Here is a 22,774-nt window from a genome sequence, read left to right as displayed (position 1 = left end):
AATGAAAAAAACTTTACAATTGATTGTTGTGCTTTTTGTGCTATCGCTTAAAGCTCAAGTTACTATGACGCCAAGTGCCACTGCAGTTACAGCAGGAGCTAACTGGACAACAACAAAAATAACAGCTAATAACGCGCTAAACTATCCTTGGGAAATAACTGTTGGACCTGATGGAGATTTATGGGTTACTGAGCGTGTTGGAGAAAAAATCTCAAGAATTAGCACAACAACAGCAACAAATACACCAATTACTATGTTAGATTTAAGTGCTAAAGTAACTTATTCTAAACAAGGAGGTTTAATGGGTATGGCAATACATCCAGATTTATATAATCCAATGGTGTCAATAAATAACTATGTTTTTGTATCATATACCTACAATGATGGTGGAGATTTAAAACTAAGGATAGCGCGATTAGTTTACAATAGTGTATCAGGAACTCTAACCGAGGATGTTGCGCTTTCTCCCAATGGAGCTATTTTGGAAGGTGTTCCAGCAAGTGGCGATCATAATTCTGGCAGATTAATTTTTGGGCCAGATAATAAGCTATATTATACCATAGGTGATCAAGGAGCAAATCAATTTGATTATGCTTGTAACCCTATTTTAGCACAAATTTTACCAACATCATCAACAGATTATGATAATTATCCAGGTAAAACGTTGCGAATTAATATTGATGGAAGTATTCCTAATGATAATCCAACTTTAAACGGAGTGAAAAGTCATGTCTATACCTATGGACATAGAAACGCTCAAGGAATTGTGTTTGCAGCAGATGGGACACTTTATGCTTCAGAGCATGGCGCTAAGGTAGATGACGAAATAAACATAATTAAATCTGGTAAAAATTATGGATGGCCTCAAATAGCAGGTTATTATGATAACATGGCATATACCTATTGTAATTGGTCCTCATTAAATGGGACTTGTAATGCTGGTGACTTTAGTGATCACAATTGTCCTGCAGGAGCAGAAACTGCAACAGAATTTGAATCTTATCCTACAAGTAATGATTTGCCAGTAGATTTTGAGCCACCAATCGGAACCTATGGTGGTACTGTAGCTACAGATCCTCCAGGAGGTTGGTTTACTTGGCCAAGTGTAGCTCCTTCAAGTATTGATATTCATGAAGCTAATACAATCCCTAATTGGGGAAGATCATTGTTAATTCCTACTTTAAAAAAAGGAACAATTTACAGAGCTAAATTAACTGCAAATGGAAGTGATATTATTGGTGATGATAACGTTGGGTCTATTGATGGTTATGAGGAATTTCATTCTTCAAACGATAGATATCGCGATATAGCAATTTCTCCAGATGGATTAACGATTTATGCTGTAACTGACAATGCAGGAGGGACCTCTGGTCCTTCATCTAATAGTGGTGTTTCAATATCTAATCCTGGAGTAATTATTAAAATTGAATATGTAGGGCCACAAATTACCAATGCACCTATTGCAAATTGTCAAGATATTACTATAGCATTAGATGCATTTGGACAAGCTACAATTACTCCAGCAGATATAGATAATGGGTCTACAAATGTGGATACTATGTTTATTAATCAGGATACATTTGATTGCTCACACATCGGAATACCTCAGGAGGTTTATTTAACAGTTATAAGTGCGGATGGAGGTGAAGATACTTGTGCTGCAATGGTCACTGTTAATAACACTTCAGAGCCTATAACAGCTCCTGTATTAGCGGATGTTTCTGGTTATTGTTTTGTTACAGCAATTGCACCAGTTTTAAACTATAATTGTGTGGATTACACTGGTGTTACATCAGATCCTACTAATTATACTTCAGAAGGTGCTTTTGTAGTGCAGTGGACATTTGATGCTGGATCAGAAGGAATTGTGGTTTCAAATCAAAATGTTATTGTAAACCCAATAGCCAATCCAGCTAATGTGATAGTGACAAGTGTTACTAATACTTCTGCGGAATTAGAATGGGATATTTTGCAAGGTACAACTTATCAAATTCGATATAGAGTTAGTGGCGCATCTGCATGGACAACTATAGCGTCCAACACAAATAGTGTTACATTAACCGGATTAGATTTTAATACTAATTATGAAGCACAAGTTAGGGCTGTTTGTGGAACAAGTTATTCCAATTATAGTAATCCATTAATAACATTTTCCACAACAGATATTACATATTGTGCATCACAGGGTGTTTCAAATGGTTATATTTCTAATGTTTCCATAAATGGTGAGAGTGCTACATTTATTAATAATTCATCATCAGGAAATTCATCATATACTAATTATACAGCTGTTTCACCTGTTACTTTAAAAGCTGATGGTGAGACTTCGTATTCGTTAAGTGTTAATACAAGTTTTAATGCTTCCGGAGTAGCTGTATGGATAGATTATAATCAAAACGGAAGTTTTAATGATGAAGGAGAAAAAGTTTGGGATGATGCAACTGGTATAACAGGTAATAGTCCAAGGGTTAATACATTTATCATACCTTTAAATACACCAAATGGTACTACAAGAATACGTATAGCTTCTAGGCAATATTGGACACCAAGCGTTAGTTGTGGAGACATTGTTGAAGCAGGTCAAGATTCAGAAGTAGAAGACTATATGGTCAATATTGTTGCGCCAACCTTATCTATTCAAAATTTTGATTTAGCTGTGTTTAGTGTTTATCCTAATCCTATTAAAGATGCGTTTTCTGTTAAACTATCAAATCTATCAAACAAAGAAACGCATGTAAAACTAATAGATTTACAAGGTCGAATAATTCAGCAAAAAATAATAAGTAAATCTCAAGATACAACTACATTTAATCAATTAAGTCAATTAAATAGTGGTGTCTATTTTATAACGATTGTGGAAGACAATAAAACTTTAGCTTCTAAAAAAATTATAAAAATTTAAATAATATTTTTTTATTAAACTCCAATGCATTTGCATTGGAGTTTTTTTATGCTCAATAATCAGAGTTTTAAACAGAATTCCTTAATTTCGCGACTCTATAACGAAATTAGAAAAAATGAGCGCAGGATTCACTGAATATAAAGGACTTAACTTACCAAACGTAGCAGAAGAAATTCTTAAATATTGGCAGGACAATAACATCTTTGAAAAAAGTGTAACAACTCGTGAAAACGCAGAGCCTTACGTGTTTTTTGAAGGACCACCTTCAGCTAACGGATTGCCAGGAGTACATCACGTTTTAGCACGAGCTATAAAAGATATTTTTCCACGTTACAAAACCATGAAAGGTTTTCAGGTTAAGCGTAAAGCTGGTTGGGATACTCACGGTTTACCAATAGAACTTGGTGTAGAGAAAGAACTGGGTATAACCAAAGAAGATATTGGTAAAACTATTTCGGTGGAAGACTATAATGCAGCCTGTCGTAAAGCGGTCATGCGTTATACTGATGTTTGGAACGACCTAACTCAAAAAATGGGATATTGGGTAGATATGGAAGATCCATATATCACCTACGAGCCTAAATATATGGAAACCGTTTGGTGGCTTTTAAAAGAGATTTACTCTAAAAAGTTAATGTACAAAGGGTATACTATTCAACCATATTCTCCAAAAGCAGGAACAGGTTTAAGCTCTCATGAGGTTAATCAACCTGGAGCATATCAAGATGTAACAGATACAACTATTGTTGCTCAGTTTAAAGCTATTGAAAGTACATTACCAGACTTTTTACAAAACGAAGGCGATATCCATTTTACAGCATGGACTACTACACCTTGGACATTGCCAAGTAATACAGCATTAACGGTTGGCCCAAAAATAGATTATGTTTTGGTGGAAACGTATAACCAATATACATTTAAGCCTATTAATGTAATTATGGCTAAGGCTTTAGTTGCTAAACAATTTGCAGGAAAATCGTTTAATCAAGTACAGACTAAACCAGAACTTTTAGACTATAAAGATGGTGATAAGCAAATCCCTTTTTATGTTGTAAAAGAATTTAAAGGAAAAGACCTTGTTGGTATCAAGTACGAACAATTATTACAATACGCATTACCAAATGATAATCCACAAGATGCCTTTAGAGTTATTGCTGGAGACTTTGTAACGACTGAAGATGGTACAGGTATCGTACATACAGCACCAACATTTGGAGCAGATGATGCCTTAGTAGCAAAACAAGCTTCACCAGAAATACCACCATTATTGGTAAAAGACGATAATGGAAACTTAGTGCCTCTTGTAGATTTACAAGGTAAGTTTAGACCAGAAATGGGAGAGTTTGGTGGTAAGTATGTTAAGAATGAATATTATAATGATGGCGAAGCTCCAGAACGATCAATAGATGTTGAGCTAGCGATTAAGTTAAAAGAAGAAAATAAAGCCTTTAAGGTTGAAAAATATAAGCACAGTTATCCACATTGCTGGCGTACAGATAAACCAATCCTATATTACCCATTAGATTCTTGGTTTATAAAAGTGACTGATGTTAAAGAAAAAATGGTAGCAAATAATGATACCATTAATTGGAAACCAAAATCAACAGGTACTGGACGTTTTGGTAATTGGTTAGCAAATGCAAACGATTGGAATTTATCTAGATCACGTTATTGGGGAATCCCTTTGCCAATCTGGAGAACAGAAGATGGTAAGGAAGAAATCTGTATTGGATCTGTTGAAGAGCTTAAGGCCGAAATGCAAAAAGCAGTTTCAGCTGGTGTTTTAGCTAAAGATATATTCGAAGATTTTGAGGTTGGAAACAATTCCGAAGAAAACTATGCTAAGCTAGATTTACATAAAAATATTGTAGATGGTATTGTATTAGTGTCACCTAGTGGACAGCCAATGCAACGTGAAAGCGACTTAATAGACGTTTGGTTTGATTCTGGATCAATGCCTTACGCACAATGGCATTATCCATTTGAAAACAAAGAAAAAATAGATAATAACGAAGCTTTTCCTGCAGATTTTATTGCAGAAGGAGTGGATCAAACTAGAGGTTGGTTTTATACCTTGCATGCAATTGCAACAATGGTATTTGACTCGGTTGCTTATAAAAACGTAGTGTCTAACGGATTAGTGTTAGATAAAAACGGACAAAAAATGTCTAAACGTTTAGGTAACGCAACAGATCCATTTGAAACTTTAGATACTTATGGAGCAGATGCAACACGCTGGTACATGATATCCAACGCAAATCCATGGGATAACTTAAAGTTTGATTTAGATGGTATTGAAGAAGTAAAACGTAAGTTTTTCGGTACACTTTACAACACTTATTCATTTTTTAGTTTATATACTAATTTAGATAAGTTTAGTTACGCTGAAGCGGAAATTCCATTAGCAGAGCGACCAGAATTGGATCGATGGATTTTATCAGAATTGCATACTTTAATTCAGAAAGTTGATGAGTATTATGCAGAATATGAACCAACCAAAGCTGCACGTGCTATTTCAGACTTTACACAGGATTATGTAAGTAACTGGTTTGTACGTTTAAGCAGAAGACGTTTCTGGAAAGGAGACTATCAAACAGATAAGATTTCGGCATATCAAACCTTGTACACTTGTATGGTTACCATAGCCAAGTTAGGAGCGCCAATTGCACCATTTTTTATGGATAAGCTGTATTTAGATTTAAACTCAGTAACCAATAAAGAGGCTTTTGAGAGTGTGCATTTAGCAGAGTTCCCTAAGTTTGACGCTAGTTATGTTGATAAATCATTAGAGCGTAAAATGGAAAATGCGCAAACCATCTCTTCTTTAGTGCTATCATTAAGAGCTAAAGAAAAAATAAAAGTGCGTCAACCGTTGCAAAAAATTATGATTCCGATAGATTCGGAACAACAAAAAGAAGAAATTCTAGCAGTTGCGGATTTAATTAAGCATGAGGTAAACATTAAGGAAATACAACTTTTAGAAGATGCATCAGATATATTAGTAAAACAAATCAAACCTAACTTTAAAACGTTAGGACCTCGTTTTGGTAAGGACATGAAAACTATCGCAGGAGCAATAAATAAAATGACTGCAGACGATATTAAAATTGTTGAACAAAAAGGAGAAATAGATGTTGATTGTAATGGAAAAATAGTTAAATTACAACGTGATGATGTCGAAATTACCTCTCAAGATATCGAAGGGTGGTTAGTTGCAAATGAAGGTAATATTACAGTAGCTTTAGACGTTACAATATCAGATGCTTTAAAAGAAGAAGGTATAGCTAGGGAGTTAGTAAACCGTATTCAAAATTTACGTAAAGACTCTGGATTTGAAGTAACAGATAAAATTAGTGTACAATTACAAGAAGATGTTAACATTACGCAAGCGGTAAAAACAAACTTAGATTATATTAAAGCGGAAACTTTAACTGATGATCTAAAAATTATTAATCAATTAAATAGTGGTATAGAAATTGCTTTTGATGACGTAAATACCAAACTGTTTATACAAAAAATTTAAAATTATGGCTTCAGATATTAATATTAGATACTCAGATAAAGAGTTAGCAGGATTTAAAGTGCTAATTCAAGATAAAATAAAACAAGCTAAACATGATTTAGAGCTCATTCAAAGTGCGTATATGAATGACCATAATAATGGTACAGATGATACGTCACCTACATTTAAAGCGTTTGACGAAGGAAGCGAAACAATGAGTAAAGAATCTAATTCAGCATTAGCGATTAGACAAGAAAAATTTATTCGTGATTTAAAAAATGCTTTAATCAGAATTGAAAACAAAACTTATGGTGTTTGTCGTGTAACTGGAAAGCTAATAAATGCCAAACGATTAGAATTAGTACCTCACGCAACATTAAGTATAGAGGCTAAAAATATGCAACAATAATAAAAGATATAGTCTTTAATTTTATAAACGCTTCAATATATTTTGAAGCGTTTTATATTTAAAATAGTTTGACCTTTTGAAACTTAAAACTACCATTTTATTACTATTAATAGCAATTACATCTGTATGTGCTCAAAAAAGTACTGAAAAAATATGGAATGCAGATGTGATTAATACAATAGTAATAGATGGAGAAAATGTGTTTAATATTACTGTTTCAAATAGTCCATCTAACACTATCTTATTAAAGGTGAAGATTGAAGGCGAACATGCTAATCAACTAGTAATGGTTGACAGTATTGTAAACAAGCAATTGTATATATCCTCATCATTTCAGCCATTATTTGTAAAAGACAACGACAAATTAAGTGCGCACAAGGTTATGTCCGTGGAGTATCAATTGTTGGTGCCCAAAAATATTAAATTAGAGATTAAAAGTAATATTGGATCTGTGGATTTGGTCGGGACGTATCCATCGGTTTTTATTGAATTAAATCAAGGGAATTGTAATCTTAAACAGTTTTTAGGAAATGCCTCCATTAATACAGTAAATGGTGATATTAATATAGAAACAGATCACGCAAAAGTAGAAGCTTTTACCAAAACAGGACAGATTACATTAACCCAATTTAAATTTTTAAAATATAATCTAAATTGTCATACTATTAATGGTGATATAAAGATTACTAAAACTGAAAAATAGCACTACTTTTGTTTAATTAGATTATGAATTTAAAAAAAGCCATAGCATTAATTTTTGTTATTTTACTTATTGATCAAATAAGTAAAATTTACGTAAAAACTCACTTTGTTTTAGGCGAAGATGTAACTGTTTTTAATTGGTTTAAAATTTATTTTATTGAAAATAGTGGAATGGCTTGGGGAACAAAACTAAGCGATATTTTACCATTTATGACTGATAGAACAGCAAAATTAAGCTTGACAGTATTTAGAGTTTTTGCTATTATTGGTATTGGATATTGGTTAGTTAATACTATTAAAAAGCAACAATCTAAAACTTTAATATTAGCATTAGTATTTATTTTTGCTGGTGCTTTAGGTAATATTTTAGACTCTGTGTTTTATGGTATTATGTTTGAAGACAGTATTAGTCAAGTTGCTTCTTTTTTACCTAGTCAAGGTTATGATAGTTTATTACATGGTAAGGTTGTAGATATGCTATACTTTCCGTTATGGAAAGGCTATTTACCTGAATGGATTCCTGGAATTGGTGGTGATTATTTTACGTTTTTTGAACCTGTATTTAATATTGCAGATGTTGCAATTAGTATTGGTTTTGGAATATTAATTTTCTTTAACGGAAAAGCATTTCCAAAAAACGAACAAGATTAAAATTTGTAAATCTTTTTTGGAGTTACGCAGTAATCCATAGGGATATCTCCATCAAAAACATCTTCAATTTCAGCTTCAGCTTCAAAAAAGGATAAGCCAACTTTAAGGGTGTTGGGTTTGCAAGACGCTAATAAATTATCATAAAATCCTTTACCATAACCTACACGATTTCCTTTTAAATCAAACGCTAAAAGCGGTAAAAATACGACGTCTATATTATGGTTTAAAATCTCAATGCCATCTATTGGCTCTGGGATATTATAATCACTTAGTTTTAATGTGGTAGCGTCTGTTAGTAAATAATTGGTTAATGTGTTGTTGGTAAAATTGCTTTTAGAAACAACTATGTTTTTATCCTTTCCTGATAAGATATTTAAAATATAATCGGTATTAACTTCATGTTGTGATGTGATAGTTAAAAATAAATGGTAAAAACTATAATCCCAAACAGGAAGGGTTAGTAACTGATTGGCAATAGTAATGCTTTGTGCTTCAATTTGATCTTGATTAAGTAAGCGTCTTAGTGATTTATATTTTTTTCGTAATTCAATCTTTTTCATCTTAAACTATTTTAAGACTTCTGTAGAGATATGAAACAATGCGTCACCTTGATAAACAATAGGTGATTGATTAATATTAATTATATATCCAGAGTGTTTTGCTTTAACAAAGTGATTAAATTTACCATAAGGATCTGTTATGTTTCCTATGTCATCACCTATTTTAACCTCTATACCAACTTTTATAGTTGCTTTAAACATACCAGAGTGTTTAGCACGCATCCAAGAGCTTTCGGTTATTTTAACACACTCTTTTTTAGGTTCTGTAACCTTAAATTGTCTGCGTAACATCCCAAAATGATTCATTATGCGTTTTGCACCATTAACACCTGTATTAGTAACCGTATTGTCTAAATCAAAAGATTTTCCACCTTCATAAAGTAAGATGGGTTTTCCTAATTTGTTGCACGCGTTTCTAAACGATTTATTAAGGTTTTTAGAATATAAAATAAATGGTGCTCCAAATATTTCGGCCATTACATCATCATCTTCGCTGCCTTTTTCAATACGTATTTGTGGTGCATTAAAACGATACGCACCTCCTGTATGAAAATCTACTATAAAATCTACATGTGGTACAACCTCATGTATCAACTCGTAAGCCACACGACTGGCTAATGACCCATTTTTTACTCCAGGAAACACACGGTTTAGATCACGACCATCAGGAAAAGCCCGAGCCATGTTTATAAAACCAAAAATGTTAAGTACTGGAATACAAATTGTGGTACCTATTTTAGGTTTATTTATCCCTTTAGAGATTAGTTGTCGTACAATTTCAATACCATTAATTTCGTCACCATGTATACCTGCTGTAAATAAAATAGTAGGACCAGGTTTTTTAGAGCGTTCTATAATAATAGGAACATCTACTGGAGTTCTTGTATGTAACTTAGCAACATTAAAACTGACCTCTGCACTTTGACCAGGTTTTATAGCTTCACCTAAAATTTCTAAAACGTCGTTTGTTTGCATCAATTATTTTTTGGTATTTCTTTCTATGTAATTAATAATGCTTTTAGCAATGTTTTTACCTGTAGCATTTTCAATACCTTCCAAACCAGGACTAGAGTTAACTTCTAGTAATAAAGGACCTCTGTCCGATTGTAGCATGTCAACACCACATACTGGTAGCTTCAATGCTTGTGACGCTTTCATTGCAACGCTTAATTCAGCTTCACTTAATTTAATAATTTGTGCATTTCCACCACGATGTAAATTAGATCTAAATTCACCTTCTTTACCTTGGCGTTTCATAGCTCCAACAACTTGACCGTCAACTACAAGTGCACGTAAATCAGCACCTTTAGCTTCTTTTATAAATTCTTGAACAATTACTCTAGCTTCCAAGCCATTAAAGGCTTCTAAAACAGATTCGGCAGCATTTTTGCTTTCTGCTAACACAACTCCTAAACCTTGTGTACCTTCTAGTAATTTAATAATTACTGGCACGCCACCTACATGTTCTATAACTTCTTCAACGTCTCTAGAGTAGTTTGTAAAAACCGTTTTTGGCATTCCAATTCCGGCTTTACTTAATCTTTGTAAACTTTTAAGCTTATCTCTAGATCTTAAAATAGCTTCAGAAGATGCTGTTGTAAAAACATTCATCATTTCAAATTGCCTTACCACAGCGCAACCATAAAAAGTTATTGAAGCACCAATACGTGGTATAATAGCATCTACATAATCTAAATAACGATCTTTGTAGTAGATGGTTGGTTTTTCTTTTTCAATAATAATATCACATTTTAAAGGATCTATTATTTCTATTTTGTGGCCTCTATTTTCGCCTTCTTCAACTAAACGGTCTGTGGAGTATAAGTTAGCGTTTCTAGATAAAATTACAATGTTCATTTATTTATTATAGTTAAAGGATTGGTTTTGTATATCGACATCTACTAAAAATTTTCGTTTTAAAAACTGTCTACCAATTAAAACCGGAAATCTCATATCGTCTCTTGTGCTTAAAGTTAAGTTAATCTTGTATGTTTTACCAAAAAAAACAACATCTGTTTTTATTTTATAACGGTTTTCTACAAAACCATTGCTGCTTTTTACATCAGTAAAAGTGTAATCTTTAAAAACTTTAGTTTTACTATTAAAATTAGGATGACCTTTGCTGTAAAATGTGCAATGTAAGCCATCTTCTTTAACTTCTACCAGAGAGCAGTGTATTGCAGACGTGTAAGCACCTGTATCTATTTTGCAGTCTATTTCAAAAAGATCTAACACTGGAAAGTTAATTTTGTCTGTTCTTCCTATGGTTTTTTTTGTCATTTGTAAAGTTTAAAAAGAGGTGCAAGGTACTAAATAACTAAGCGTGATTAATTTATTTTTAGGTTAAAATTTAGGCGATAAAGGTTAAGTTGTTTTTAAATAATTACCTTTGAATAACTATCAATTTTCTTCGATTTTAAAGTGTAAGATGAGTCAAACTTCTTTAGATGTACAACTTAAAACCCTTCCAGAATCACCTGGAGTTTATCAGTATTTTGATACAGAAGGTACAATAATATACATTGGTAAAGCAAAAAATTTAAAGAAGAGAGTAAGTTCGTATTTTACAAAAACTCACGAAAATGGTAAAACTAGAGTTTTAGTAAAACGTATTGCTAACATTAAACACATTGTTGTACAGACAGAAACAGATGCGCTTTTATTAGAAAACAACCTAATTAAAAAACATAGACCACGTTATAATGTTTTACTAAAAGACGATAAAAGCTACCCATGGATTTGTATTAAAAAAGAGCGTTTTCCAAGAGTATTTAGTACAAGACGCTATATAAAAGATGGAAGCGAATATTTTGGACCTTACACCAATATTAAAACGGTTTATACCTTATTAGATTTAATTAAAGGCTTGTATCAAATTAGAACATGTAATTATGATTTGGCTGAAAGCAAAATCGAGTCAGGAAAATATAAAGTATGCCTAGAGTATCATTTAGGGAACTGTAAAGGACCTTGCGAAGGTTATGAGGATGAGGAAAGTTATAACCAAAACATAAAGGCAATTAGAGAAATTTTAAAAGGAAATTTTAAAGAGTCTTTAGGCGAATTTAAAGCCCAAATGAGCCAATATGCGCAAGACATGCAATTTGAAGAAGCTCAAAAAATTAAAGAAAAAATTCAGGTTCTAGAAAACTATCAAGCCAAATCTACTATTGTAAATCCTAAGATTAGCAATGTGGATGTGTTTTCGATAGTTAGTGATGCAGGTCATGGCTATATTAACTTTTTGCAATTATCATATGGGTCAATTATTAGGTCACATACTTTAGAGATTAAAAAGAAGTTAGACGAAACTGATAAAACCTTACTAGAATTAGCAATTGTAGAAATCCGAGCACGTTTTAACTCAAGGTCTAAAGAAGTTTACGTACCTTTTAAAGTAGATTTAGGTCAAGATATAAAAGTAACTATTCCACAATTAGGAGATAAAAAACATATCTTAGACTTATCCGTTAGAAATGCCAAATATTACAGATTAGAGCGTTTTAAACAAGTAAAAATTACAGATCCAGATCGTCATGCTAATCGTGTCATGGCACAAATGAAGGTGGATTTGCGATTAGGTGAGGAGCCAAGACATATCGAGTGTTTTGATAACTCTAACATACAAGGGACAAATCCAGTAGCAGCTTGTGTTGTGTTTAAAAACGGAAAGCCTAGTAAAAAAGATTATCGTCACTTTAATATCAAAACAGTAGAAGGTCCTGATGATTTTGCCTCAATGGAAGAAGTGGTATTTAGACGCTACAAACGTTTGTTAGAAGAAAAACAACCTTTACCACAATTGATAATTATTGATGGAGGAAAAGGGCAATTATCTTCAGCTTTAAAAAGTTTAGATGCTTTAGGGTTAAGAGGAAAAATAGCCATTATAGGAATTGCAAAGCGATTAGAAGAATTATTCTATCCAGACGATCCAATTCCCTTATATTTAGATAAAAAATCAGAAACACTAAAAATAATACAACAATTACGTAATGAAGCCCATCGCTTTGGGATAGAGCATCATCGTAACAAACGAAGCAAACAAGCATTAAATACAGAAATGGAAACCATTCCTGGTATTGGAGAAAAAACAATTGTAGAATTATTAAAAGTATTTAAGTCTGCAAAGCGAATTTCAAATGCTAAAATTGACGAGCTAGAAGAGGTTGTCGGAAATTCTAGAGCAACAAAAATTTATAATTATTACCATAAAGAATGAAGCAGATATACATTATAATTATAACATTATTAGCGTTAAGTACAAATCTTAATGCGCAAGAAACACAAGCTGCAGAGCCAAAGGTTGGGCTAGTCCTAAGTGGTGGTGGTGCTAAAGGTTTTGCTCACATTGGTGTTTTAAAAGTTGTAGACAGTTTAGGGATTAGGGTAGACTATATTGCTGGGACAAGTATGGGAGCAATTATTGGGTCACTTTATGCTTCAGGATATTCAGGTAAACAATTAGATTCTATTTTTAAAGGCGTAAATTTTGATGACATTTTAAATGACAATATCCCAAGATCAGCTAAGTCAACCTATGAAAGAGAAATTTCAGAAAGATACGCAATAACACTACCCTTTGATCATCTTAAAGTAAAGCTGCCAACAGCATTATCCAAAGGGCAAAACACCTTTAATTTATTAACAAAATTGTTGCTTCATGTAAGTAGTGAGGATGACTTTTCTAAATTACCAATACCTTTTTTCTGTATTGCTACAGATGTAGAAACTGGTCAGCAAGTTATTTTAGATAAAGGTAATTTACCACAAGCAGTTAAAGCATCCGGAGCTTTTCCTTCATTATTTCAACCAGTGGATATTGATGGTAAATTGTTAATCGATGGTGGTGTTGTAAATAATTACCCAATAAAAGAGTTAAAAGCAAAAGGCATGGATATTATTATTGGTGTAGACGTGCAAGATGGATTAGCCAATAGAACAGATCTGTCTTCGGCACCACAAATTTTATTTCAGATAAATAATTTTAGAACCATTAATGACATGAAAATCAAGTCTAAAATGACTGATATTTATATTAAACCAGATATTTCTAAATTTAATGTCGTGTCTTTTGACGACGGAAATCAAATAATTCACAATGGAGAAGTTGCTGCAAAAAAAGAAATAGATATTTTAAAACAATTAAAAGCAAAGCAACATTACACACCAAGTAAAAAGCTAACAGACCTGTCTCCAGATAGTTTACAAATTAATTATATAGAAACTAACGGAATAGATAAATACACAAGATCTTACATCCTAGGAAAATTAAAAATCAGACCTTACAGCAAAATTTCATACAACGACCTATCAGAAGGCGCTAACAATATTGTAGCAACCAATAACTTTGATAGCTTTTTTTACGAGTTAAAACCAGAACAAGACAATACTTATAAGATAATTACCAATGTGTCTGAAACTAAAAAAACAACCTTTTTAAAATTAGGATTACACTACGATGATTTATATAAAAGTGCAATTTTGGCCAACATAACTAAAAAGCAATTTTTATTAAAAAACGATGTAGTGTCAATGGATTTTATAATAGGTGACCACGTTAGGTATAACTTGGATTACTTTATAGATAAAGGGATATATTGGAGTGTTGGTTTAAAATCAAGGTATAACGAGTTTAGTCAGGGCATTGTAGCTAACGCATTTTTAACACCAACACAAGTTAACACAACAGGTGTAAATAAAATAAATGCCGAGCTCTCAGACTTTAATAACCAAGTTTACCTTCAAACCCTTTTTAGAAATGATTTAGTATTATCACTAGGTGTTGAGCATAAAAAATTAAGAGTAAAAACCGAAACTATTTTATCCTCAGAAGATGAAAAAGAAACACTATTTGAAAACAGTAACTATGTCAGTCTTTTTGGAGAATTAAAATACGATACCTACGATAGTAAATACTTCCCAACAGAAGGCGTGCTTTTCTCTGCGCAAGGTAATCACTATGTGTATTCCTCAGATTTTTCAAGCACATTTTCTCCATTTACAATTCTAAAAGCAGAGTTAGGATATGCTTTCAAAGTATCAGATAAATTATCATTTAACTTAGTCACAGATGGAGGATTTAAAATAAACCCTAAAGCAAATCGCTTTTTAGACTTTGTACTAGGTGGTTATGGTAATAATTTTATCAATAATTTTAAACCCTTTTACGGATACGATTTTCTGTCCATAGCAGCAGATTCTTACATTAAAGGAGGCGTAAGTTTAGATTATCAGTTTTTACCTAAAAATCACATAATGGTAGCAGCAAACTATGCCAATGTAGAAGACAGGTTGTTTGATGGTACAGATTGGTTTTCATGGCCAGAATATTCAGGATACGCAGTAGGTTATTCGTTTGAATCGTTCTTGGGTCCCATAGAAGCTAAGTATACCATCTCTCCAGAGACTAAACAAAGCTATTGGTTTTTTAACTTAGGGTATTGGTTTTAATTGGGCGTTTTGTACTTAAACCTTTAAGGGTTTAAATACAATCAGGTCATCCATTATATCTTTTTTTGCCATATATGGCAGCAAAAAAAGGATGCCATTACTACCCTTAACGCAAGGTTAGACGCAACGGTCTTTTTTTCAATTTAAAAACACTTCCTAAACTCATAAAATTTTACGATATTTGTTACACTATGAAGACAATTTGGAGCGATTTACTATCACATTTAAAATTCTTGATTAAGCGTAATCCAGAGTGATCTTTCTTCCTTGTTAAGCATTTAGTAAAGCGTCACAAGTTTCTTAGACGTTATTTTTTTCAATTTAAAACTATAACAAAATGCCATTTTATCATAAACTAGGAAAAATACCACCAAAAAGACACACACAGTTTAGAAAAGCGGACGGTACATTGTACGCAGAACAGTTATTTGGTACCATAGGATTTGACGGTATGTCAACAAACTCCTATCACGAGCATAGACCAACACAGGTAAAGGAAATTAAAAAACAATACAGTGTTGCACCAAAAATTGCTAAAAAAAACCACATACAATCCTACCGTTTAAAAGGGTTTCAAGTCAAACCAGAAAACGATTATTTACAATCTCGTAAAACAGTACTTATAAACAGCGATTGTAGTATCATTTTAGCAGCACCAAAACAATCAACAACAGATTATTTTTATAAAAATACAGACGCAGACGAGCTTATTTTTGTCCACAAAGGTACCGGAAAACTGCGCACACACTTAGGTAACCTAGATTTTAAATACGGAGACTATCTTTTAGTACCAAGAGGTGTAATTTATAAAATGGATTTTGACACTGAGGATAATCGTTTGTTTATTGTTGAGTCTAAAAGACCAATTTACACACCCAAACGTTACCGTAATTGGTTTGGACAATTATTAGAGCATTCGCCATTTTGCGAACGTGATTTAAGACAACCACAAGAATTAGAAACACATGACCAAAAAGGAGACTTTTTAATAAAAGTTAAAAAGCAAGACGATATTTTTGAAATGGTTTATGCAACACATCCTTTTGATGTAGTGGGTTACGACGGTTACAACTATCCATATGCGTTTTCAATCCACGATTTCGAGCCCATAACAGGACGTATCCACCAACCACCACCAGTACATCAAACCTTTGAAACAGATGCATTTGTTGTTTGTAGTTTTGTGCCAAGACTGTACGATTATCATCCAGACAGTATTCCAGCACCTTACAATCATAGTAATATAGATAGTGATGAGGTATTGTATTACGTTGACGGAGATTTTATGTCTAGAAACGATATTGATGCAGGACACATATCCTTGCATCCAGCAGGAATACCACATGGTCCACACCCAGGAGCAACAGAGCGTAGCATTGGGAAAGTAAAAACAGACGAGCTAGCAGTAATGGTAGACACGTTTAAACCATTAATGGTCACTGAGGAAGCACTTAAAATAGCAGACGAAGACTATTACAAATCGTGGCTAGACCATTAAAATTAAAAAAGATTTCAAAACAATAATTAATTAAGATTGAATTAAAAATTCAAGAATTTTAAAAGACTACTAAAGTGTTATTTAATAACCACATAATCTTTCGTTCTTGTTGCTATATTCTTTCTTCTATATAAAGTATTATGAGTAAAAAAGAAGTAAAATCAGTAGACTACGGTTTAGAAAAAATATTTGAAGGTGCACAAGATTTCTTGCCACTTTTAGGAACAGATTATGTCGAGTTTTATGTAGGTAACGCAAAACAAGCAGCGCATTTTTATAAAACAGCATTTGGTTTTCAATCTCATGCATACAGAGGGTTGGAAACAGGATCAAAAGATTCAGTAAGTTATGTGTTAAAGCAAGACAAAATCCGTTTAGTATTAACAACACCATTAAATAGTAAGTCACCAATTAATGATCATATTGTAAAACATGGTGATGGTGTAAAAATTGTGGCATTATGGGTAGAAGATGCTAGAAAATCTTACGAAGAAACTACAAAACGTGGTGCAAAATCATACATGGAACCAGTCGTTGAAAAAGACGAATTTGGTGAAGTAATAAGAGCTGGAATTTATACTTACGGAGAAACAGTACACATGTTTGTAGAGCGTAAAAACTACAATGGACAATTTTTACCAGGATTTGTTGAGTGGAAAAGCGACTATAATCCAGAGCCAGTTGGATTAAAATACATTGACCACATGGTTGGTAATGTAGGTTGGGGAGAGATGAATACTTGGGTAAAATGGTACGAAGATGTTATGGGATTTGTTAATTTCTTATCTTTTGATGACAAGCAAATCCATACAGAATATTCTGCTTTAATGTCGAAAGTAATGAGTAATGGTAATGGACGTATCAAATTCCCTATTAACGAGCCTGCAAAAGCTGCAAAAAGATCTCAAATAGAGGAGTATTTAGACTTCTACGAAGGATCAGGAGTACAACACATTGCAGTAGCAACGGATGATATTATTAAAACAGTATCTCAGCTAAAAGCAAGAGGTATCGAGTTTTTACCACCACCACCACAAGCGTATTATGACGATATACCAAACCGTTTAGGTGTGCATATGGAAATGATGAAAGAAGATATCAGTGAGCTTCAAAAGTTATCAATTATGATTGATGCAGATGAGGAAGGCTATTTACTTCAAATTTTCACTAAGCCAGTAGAAGATAGACCAACCTTGTTTTTTGAAATCATACAACGTATGGGAGCACAAGGTTTTGGAGCAGGAAACTTTAAAGCATTGTTTGAATCAATTGAAAGAGAGCAAGCTAAACGAGGAACACTTTAACAAAATTTTATAGTTTAGTAACAAAAAAATGCCATCAAATACTCAGATGGCATTTTTTTGTTTTATACTTTTGGAATAGTAATTGTATTATAAGTTATAATATAATCTGTAACTTAAAAATTAAGTTATATAATTACAATAGTTATGAAAAAACAAATACTTATAATATTAGCAATATTTACCGCTAGCATGTCTTTTGCTTTCCAACAAGAACCTGCTTTTAAAGATGGCGAATGGTTTAAATTTAAAATGAGCTATAGTGGTTGGATGAAAGCTGGTAACGCTACCCTTCAAGTAAAAGAAACAACACTAAACGGTAAACCAGTATTTCATGTTGTTGGAAAAGGTTGGACAACCGGAATGATTAAATGGTTTTTTAAAGTAGAGGATCGTTACGAAAGCTATTTTGATAAAAACACAATTTTGCCTTACAAGTTTATCAGAGATATTGATGAAGGTGGTCACAAAAAAAATATCGAAATCGAGTTTGATCAAGCCAATAAAAAAGCGCTAGTTTATAACAAAAAACACGATACAAAAAAGACACTTACAACAAAGCCAAATGTACAAGATATGGTGTCTACGTTTTATTATTTAAGAAATAAATTAGATACAAGTACACTTAAAGTTGGTGACGAAATTAAATTGGATATGTTTTTTGACGAAGAGAACTATGGTTTTAAGCTAAAATTTTTAGGAAAAGAAAATCTAAGTACAAACTTTGGAACTGTTGAAACACTTATGTTTAGACCATATGTAATGGCTGGACGTGTTTTTAAAGAAGAAGAAAGTTTAACGCTTTGGGTGTCTAATGATAAAAATAAAATACCTTTACGTATTAAAGCAGATTTAGCTGTGGGATCGTTAAGAGCAGATTTAGAAGCCTATAAAGGATTAAAGCACAGCTTCAAAATTATTGTAGACTAATTAAAGCATGAGTGTAGACCAAAAAATAACCAACCAGTTAGAAGATAAATATAACGCATTAGACCAAAATGTAAATACACATTTAGAGGGTTTATTGCATAGTAAGCCTATCGATTATTGGGACTACATTCAAACAGATGCGCTTTTAAATTTACAAGTACAGCGTACAACCTTGCCAGACGAAATGGTTTTTTTGATGTACCATCAGGTAAATGAGTTGTTGTTTAAAATGATTTTGTGGGAGATTGACCAAGTCGCAAAAAAAGAAAATATAACAGCTTCTTTTTTTGAAACTAAAATCATGCGTATCAGTCGCTATTTTGATGTTTTAACGTCTTCGTTTACAGTAATGAAAGATGGAATGGATGTAGAGCAATACAATAAATTTCGTAATTCGTTAACACCTGCAAGTGGTTTTCAGTCTGCACAATATCGTAAAATTGAATTTGCTTCAACCGAGTTGATTAACCTTATTGACAATAGGTTTAGAGAAACTATAGATAGAAACACGTCTTTTGAGCATGCTTTTGAACATTTATATTGGCAAGCAGCAGGAAAGGATTATAAAACAGGCAAAAAAAGCTATACATTAACAGTTTTTGAAGCCAAATACAAAGACGAATTTATTAGATTTGCAGAATTCTATAACACACATAACTTGTGGACAATCTTCAAAAGTTTACCACAAGATGTTAAAGAAGATAAAGATTTAATCAAAGCAATGCGTCATTACGATTACACAGTAAATATTACTTGGGTAATGGCTCATTATAACACTGCAAATCACTATTTAAATATTGGTGGAAAAACTGCAGAAGCAACAGGAGGAAGTGAATGGGTAAAATATATGCATCCAAAGTATCAAAGACGAATATTTTTTCCGGATTTATGGAGCAAACAAGAATTACAAGATTGGGGCAAAAATGTTTAATATTACTAGCTTTTGCTTTAGTAATAATTAGTTGTAAAAAAGAAGATAAAACACCAATAGATACTGTTTCGGTTATTGAACCTGAAGAGGTTTATGAGTTTGGTTTTAAACTTAACGATTATGTTGTTAAGCGTGATACCATTAGAAAAGGTGATAGCTTTGGCGAAATCCTGCAACGCAACCAGATAGATTATTCTAAAATATTTCAAATAGCACAACAAACAAAGGATAGTTTTGATATTACACGATTGCAAATCGGAAAACCTTACACCTTGTTGTGTTCAAACGATTCGCTTCAACAACCAAAATGTTTTATATATCAACCTACTAAAACGGACTATGTTGTAATCAATTTTCAAGATTCAATTCATGCCTATTCAAGTACTAAGCCTATAAAATTTGTAGAAAAAGAAGTCTCAGGTGTTATCGAGTCTAATATATCTGAAGCTTTTGCAAAGCAAGGTAAAAGTGTATTATTAGCTTATAAAATGTCTGATATTTATGCTTGGACGATTGACTTTTTTAGACTTCAAAAAAACGATAAATTCAGATTAATTTATACCGAAAAATATATCGATGACAGTATTTATGCTGGAATTGATAATATTAAGGCAGCATACTTTCAGCACAACGGAGAAGATTTTTATGCATTCGAATTCGAAACAGATACAGTTAAAGGGCTTAAAGATTATTTTACCGAAGACGCAAAAAACTTAAGACGTGCCTTTTTAAAAGCACCTGTTGAGTATAAACGTATTTCTTCCAGATATAATTTAAACCGTAGAATTGCTTTGTATGGTAATCGCGTAAGACCACATAAAGGGACGGATTTTGCAGCTAATATTGGTACACCAATTAGAGCAACCGCAAATGGGACTGTAATTGAGTCTGCAAAACGTGGCGGAAATGGTAACTATGTAAAAATTAAACACAACTCAACCTACAGCACGCAATACTTGCACATGAGTAAGCGTAAAGCTAAAGTAGGCGATTTTGTTAAACAAGGAGATGTTATTGGTTATGTAGGTATGACAGGTAACACATCTGGACCACATGTCTGTTATCGTTTTTGGAAAAACGGAAAACAAGTAGATCCATTTAAACAAAAATTACCAGAAGCCGAAGCGATTTCGGATAGCTTAAAAGCTAAATATTTAAAATTTGTAAAACCACTTAAAACACAATTAGATGGGATTGAATTTATCCTTCCAATTGACGAAAATCAAATTTTAGATATCCAAGAAACGTCTAAAAACTCAATAACTTATACTAAGTAATGGCATTACCTTCAATCAACCCGACGACCACTAAAGCTTGGAAAAAATTACAAGCACATTTTGAAAACGTAAAAGGTTTAGAAATGAAAGATTTGTTTGCTCAAAATAATGATAGAGCAAACCAAATGGCCATTAATTGGGAAGATTTTTATGTAGACTATTCTAAAAACAGAATCACTTCTGAAACTATTAACTTACTACTAGAATTAGCAGAAGAAACAAAGTTAAAAGAAGCTATTCAGTCTCAGTTTTCTGGAGAAGTCATAAATAAAACGGAAGGTAGAGAGGTGTTGCACACTGCATTGCGTGCTAAAGCTACAGATACTATTTTAGTTGAAGGCAAAAACGTTATGCCTGAGATTTTTGAAGTAAAACAAAAAATTGAAACATTCTCTAATCAAGTAATTTCTGGAGCACTAAAAGGATATACAAATAAAGCCTTTACAGATATTGTAAATATTGGTATTGGAGGTAGTGATCTAGGACCAGCTATGGTTGTGGAGTCGCTTCAATTTTATAAAAATCATTTAACAACGCATTTTGTAAGTAACGTAGATGGTGATCATGTTAACCAGGTTTTAAAAACATTAAATCCAGAAACAACTTTATTTGTAATTGTATCTAAAACATTTACAACGCAAGAAACGTTATCTAATGCTAATACTATCAGAACTTGGTTTTTAGAGCATGCTAAACAAGAAGATGTTGCAAAACATTTTGTAGCAGTGTCGACTAATATTGAAAAGGTAAAGGCGTTTGGAATTGATCAAAATAATATCTTTCCAATGTGGAATTGGGTTGGTGGTCGTTTCTCGTTATGGAGTGCAGTTGGATTAACAATTAGCTTGTCGGTTGGCTACAAAAATTTTGATTCGCTTTTAGCTGGAGCAAATAAAATGGATACGCATTTTAAAAGCACAGACTTTGACCAAAACATTCCAGTAGTTTTAGCCTTATTAAGCATTTGGTATAATAATTTTTTTAATGCTGAAAGTGAAGCAGTAATACCGTACACACAATACTTAACTCAGTTTGCAACGTACTTGCAGCAAGGTATTATGGAAAGTAATGGTAAAAGTGTTGATCGTAATGGTGATCTTGTTAATTACCAAACAGGAACATTAATTTGGGGAGAACCAGGAACAAATTCGCAACATGCATTCTTTCAATTAATTCATCAAGGAACTAAATTAATTCCAGCAGATTTTATTGGTTTTGCACAGTCACTGCATGGTAATCAAGATCATCAGGATAAATTAATGTCTAATTATTTTGCGCAAACAGAAGCTTTATTAAATGGTAAAACAAAAGCAGAAGTTGAAGCAGAATTTGAAGGTCAAAACCTTTCAGTAGAAAAAATAAAAGAATTAACACCATTTAAAGTATTTGAAGGTAATAAGCCAACAAATACCATCTTCATTAAAAAGCTTACGCCAGAAAGCTTAGGTAAGTTAATAGCTATGTATGAGCATAAAATATTTGTACAAGGAATAATCTGGAATATATATAGTTATGATCAGTTTGGAGTTGAGTTAGGAAAGCAACTGGCAAATAAAATTTTAAACGAGTTTGATAATCAGGCTTTTGATAATCATGACGGTTCCACGTTAAATTTGCTTAATCTCTACAAAAAATTAAGGTAAGCATTGTTAAAAACT

General features: G+C 32.6%; 17 protein-coding genes. 13 read left to right on the top strand and 4 right to left on the bottom strand.

Annotated features, from left to right (window positions below; translation table 11 throughout):
* The first annotated feature begins 1 nt into the window (after nucleotide 1).
* The 5 genes from WNY60_RS04540 (at nucleotide 2) to WNY60_RS04520 (ending at nucleotide 8,166) form a co-directional block, all read left to right on the top strand.
* Entirely contained in the window at nucleotides 2-2,902 is a 2,901-nt protein-coding gene (locus WNY60_RS04540) for a PQQ-dependent sugar dehydrogenase (protein ID WP_342861632.1), read from the top strand.
* A gap of 115 nt (nucleotides 2,903-3,017) precedes the next feature.
* On the top strand, nucleotides 3,018-6,425 hold the full coding sequence (gene ileS / locus WNY60_RS04535; RefSeq protein ID WP_145005620.1) for an isoleucine--tRNA ligase: 3,408 nt from the start codon (nucleotides 3,018-3,020) through the stop codon (nucleotides 6,423-6,425).
* Nucleotides 6,426-6,429: 4 nt separating this feature from the next.
* Complete coding sequence (locus tag WNY60_RS04530) at nucleotides 6,430-6,813, top strand: TraR/DksA C4-type zinc finger protein (protein WP_145005623.1); 384 nt, start codon at nucleotides 6,430-6,432, stop codon at nucleotides 6,811-6,813.
* 76 nt (nucleotides 6,814-6,889) lie between these two features.
* On the top strand, nucleotides 6,890-7,516 hold the full coding sequence (locus WNY60_RS04525; protein WP_342861631.1) for a DUF4097 family beta strand repeat-containing protein: 627 nt from the start codon (nucleotides 6,890-6,892) through the stop codon (nucleotides 7,514-7,516).
* 23 nt (nucleotides 7,517-7,539) lie between these two features.
* Nucleotides 7,540-8,166 (top strand): lipoprotein signal peptidase, encoded by a 627-nt coding sequence (locus WNY60_RS04520; protein WP_339808070.1) that lies wholly within the window; start codon nucleotides 7,540-7,542, stop codon nucleotides 8,164-8,166.
* Here WNY60_RS04520 and WNY60_RS04515 read toward each other — a convergent pair.
* From WNY60_RS04515 to WNY60_RS04500, 4 genes are read right to left on the bottom strand one after another with little or no spacing between them, the layout of a single operon-like run.
* Nucleotides 8,163-8,726: a 5-formyltetrahydrofolate cyclo-ligase gene (locus tag WNY60_RS04515; RefSeq protein ID WP_342861630.1), complete on the bottom strand. Its 564-nt coding sequence runs from the start codon at nucleotides 8,724-8,726 to the stop codon at nucleotides 8,163-8,165. The two genes, WNY60_RS04520 and WNY60_RS04515, sit on opposite strands and share 4 nt — an antisense overlap.
* 6 nt (nucleotides 8,727-8,732) lie before the next feature.
* Nucleotides 8,733-9,701, bottom strand: coding sequence for a succinylglutamate desuccinylase/aspartoacylase family protein (locus tag WNY60_RS04510; protein ID WP_145005637.1), 969 nt, complete (start codon nucleotides 9,699-9,701; stop codon nucleotides 8,733-8,735).
* A 3-nt stretch (nucleotides 9,702-9,704) separates the two neighbouring features.
* A complete protein-coding gene (gene rimK / locus WNY60_RS04505; RefSeq protein ID WP_145005641.1) occupies nucleotides 9,705-10,583 on the bottom strand; it encodes a 30S ribosomal protein S6--L-glutamate ligase in 879 nt (292 codons plus the stop codon).
* On the bottom strand, nucleotides 10,584-11,006 hold the full coding sequence (locus WNY60_RS04500; RefSeq protein ID WP_145005644.1) for a RimK/LysX family protein: 423 nt from the start codon (nucleotides 11,004-11,006) through the stop codon (nucleotides 10,584-10,586).
* A gap of 148 nt (nucleotides 11,007-11,154) precedes the next feature.
* Between WNY60_RS04500 and uvrC the strand changes: the two genes are divergently transcribed.
* The 8 genes from uvrC (at nucleotide 11,155) to pgi (ending at nucleotide 22,759) form a co-directional block, all read left to right on the top strand.
* Nucleotides 11,155-12,948: an excinuclease ABC subunit UvrC gene (gene uvrC / locus WNY60_RS04495; RefSeq protein WP_342861629.1), complete on the top strand. Its 1,794-nt coding sequence runs from the start codon at nucleotides 11,155-11,157 to the stop codon at nucleotides 12,946-12,948.
* Entirely contained in the window at nucleotides 12,945-15,179 is a 2,235-nt protein-coding gene (locus WNY60_RS04490; RefSeq protein ID WP_342861628.1) for a patatin-like phospholipase family protein, read from the top strand. Before uvrC ends, WNY60_RS04490 begins: the two co-directional genes overlap by 4 nt.
* 337 nt (nucleotides 15,180-15,516) lie before the next feature.
* Complete coding sequence (locus tag WNY60_RS04485; protein WP_145005653.1) at nucleotides 15,517-16,677, top strand: homogentisate 1,2-dioxygenase; 1,161 nt, start codon at nucleotides 15,517-15,519, stop codon at nucleotides 16,675-16,677.
* Nucleotides 16,678-16,817: 140 nt separating this feature from the next.
* The gene (hppD, locus tag WNY60_RS04480; protein ID WP_145005656.1) at nucleotides 16,818-17,981 is read left to right on the top strand and encodes a 4-hydroxyphenylpyruvate dioxygenase; all 1,164 of its coding nucleotides are present in this window, start codon (nucleotides 16,818-16,820) and stop codon (nucleotides 17,979-17,981) included.
* Between the two features lie 144 nt (nucleotides 17,982-18,125).
* Nucleotides 18,126-18,908, top strand: coding sequence for a DUF3108 domain-containing protein (locus WNY60_RS04475; RefSeq protein ID WP_145005659.1), 783 nt, complete (start codon nucleotides 18,126-18,128; stop codon nucleotides 18,906-18,908).
* Between the two features lie 7 nt (nucleotides 18,909-18,915).
* Complete coding sequence (locus WNY60_RS04470) at nucleotides 18,916-19,839, top strand: tryptophan 2,3-dioxygenase family protein (RefSeq protein WP_145005662.1); 924 nt, start codon at nucleotides 18,916-18,918, stop codon at nucleotides 19,837-19,839.
* Nucleotides 19,797-21,116, top strand: a complete 1,320-nt coding sequence (locus WNY60_RS04465) for a peptidoglycan DD-metalloendopeptidase family protein (RefSeq protein ID WP_145005665.1) — start codon at nucleotides 19,797-19,799, stop codon at nucleotides 21,114-21,116. The genes WNY60_RS04470 and WNY60_RS04465 overlap by 43 nt, the downstream gene beginning before the upstream one ends.
* Nucleotides 21,116-22,759: a glucose-6-phosphate isomerase gene (pgi, locus tag WNY60_RS04460; protein WP_342861627.1), complete on the top strand. Its 1,644-nt coding sequence runs from the start codon at nucleotides 21,116-21,118 to the stop codon at nucleotides 22,757-22,759. Before WNY60_RS04465 ends, pgi begins: the two co-directional genes overlap by 1 nt.
* Nucleotides 22,760-22,774: the final 15 nt, after the last annotated feature.

Source organism: Olleya sp. AS48 (assembly GCF_038900355.1).
Lineage (GTDB): Bacteria > Bacteroidota > Bacteroidia > Flavobacteriales > Flavobacteriaceae > Olleya.
The sequence above is the reverse complement of the archived record's forward strand: the minus strand, read 5'-3'. Positions and strand labels throughout refer to the sequence as shown.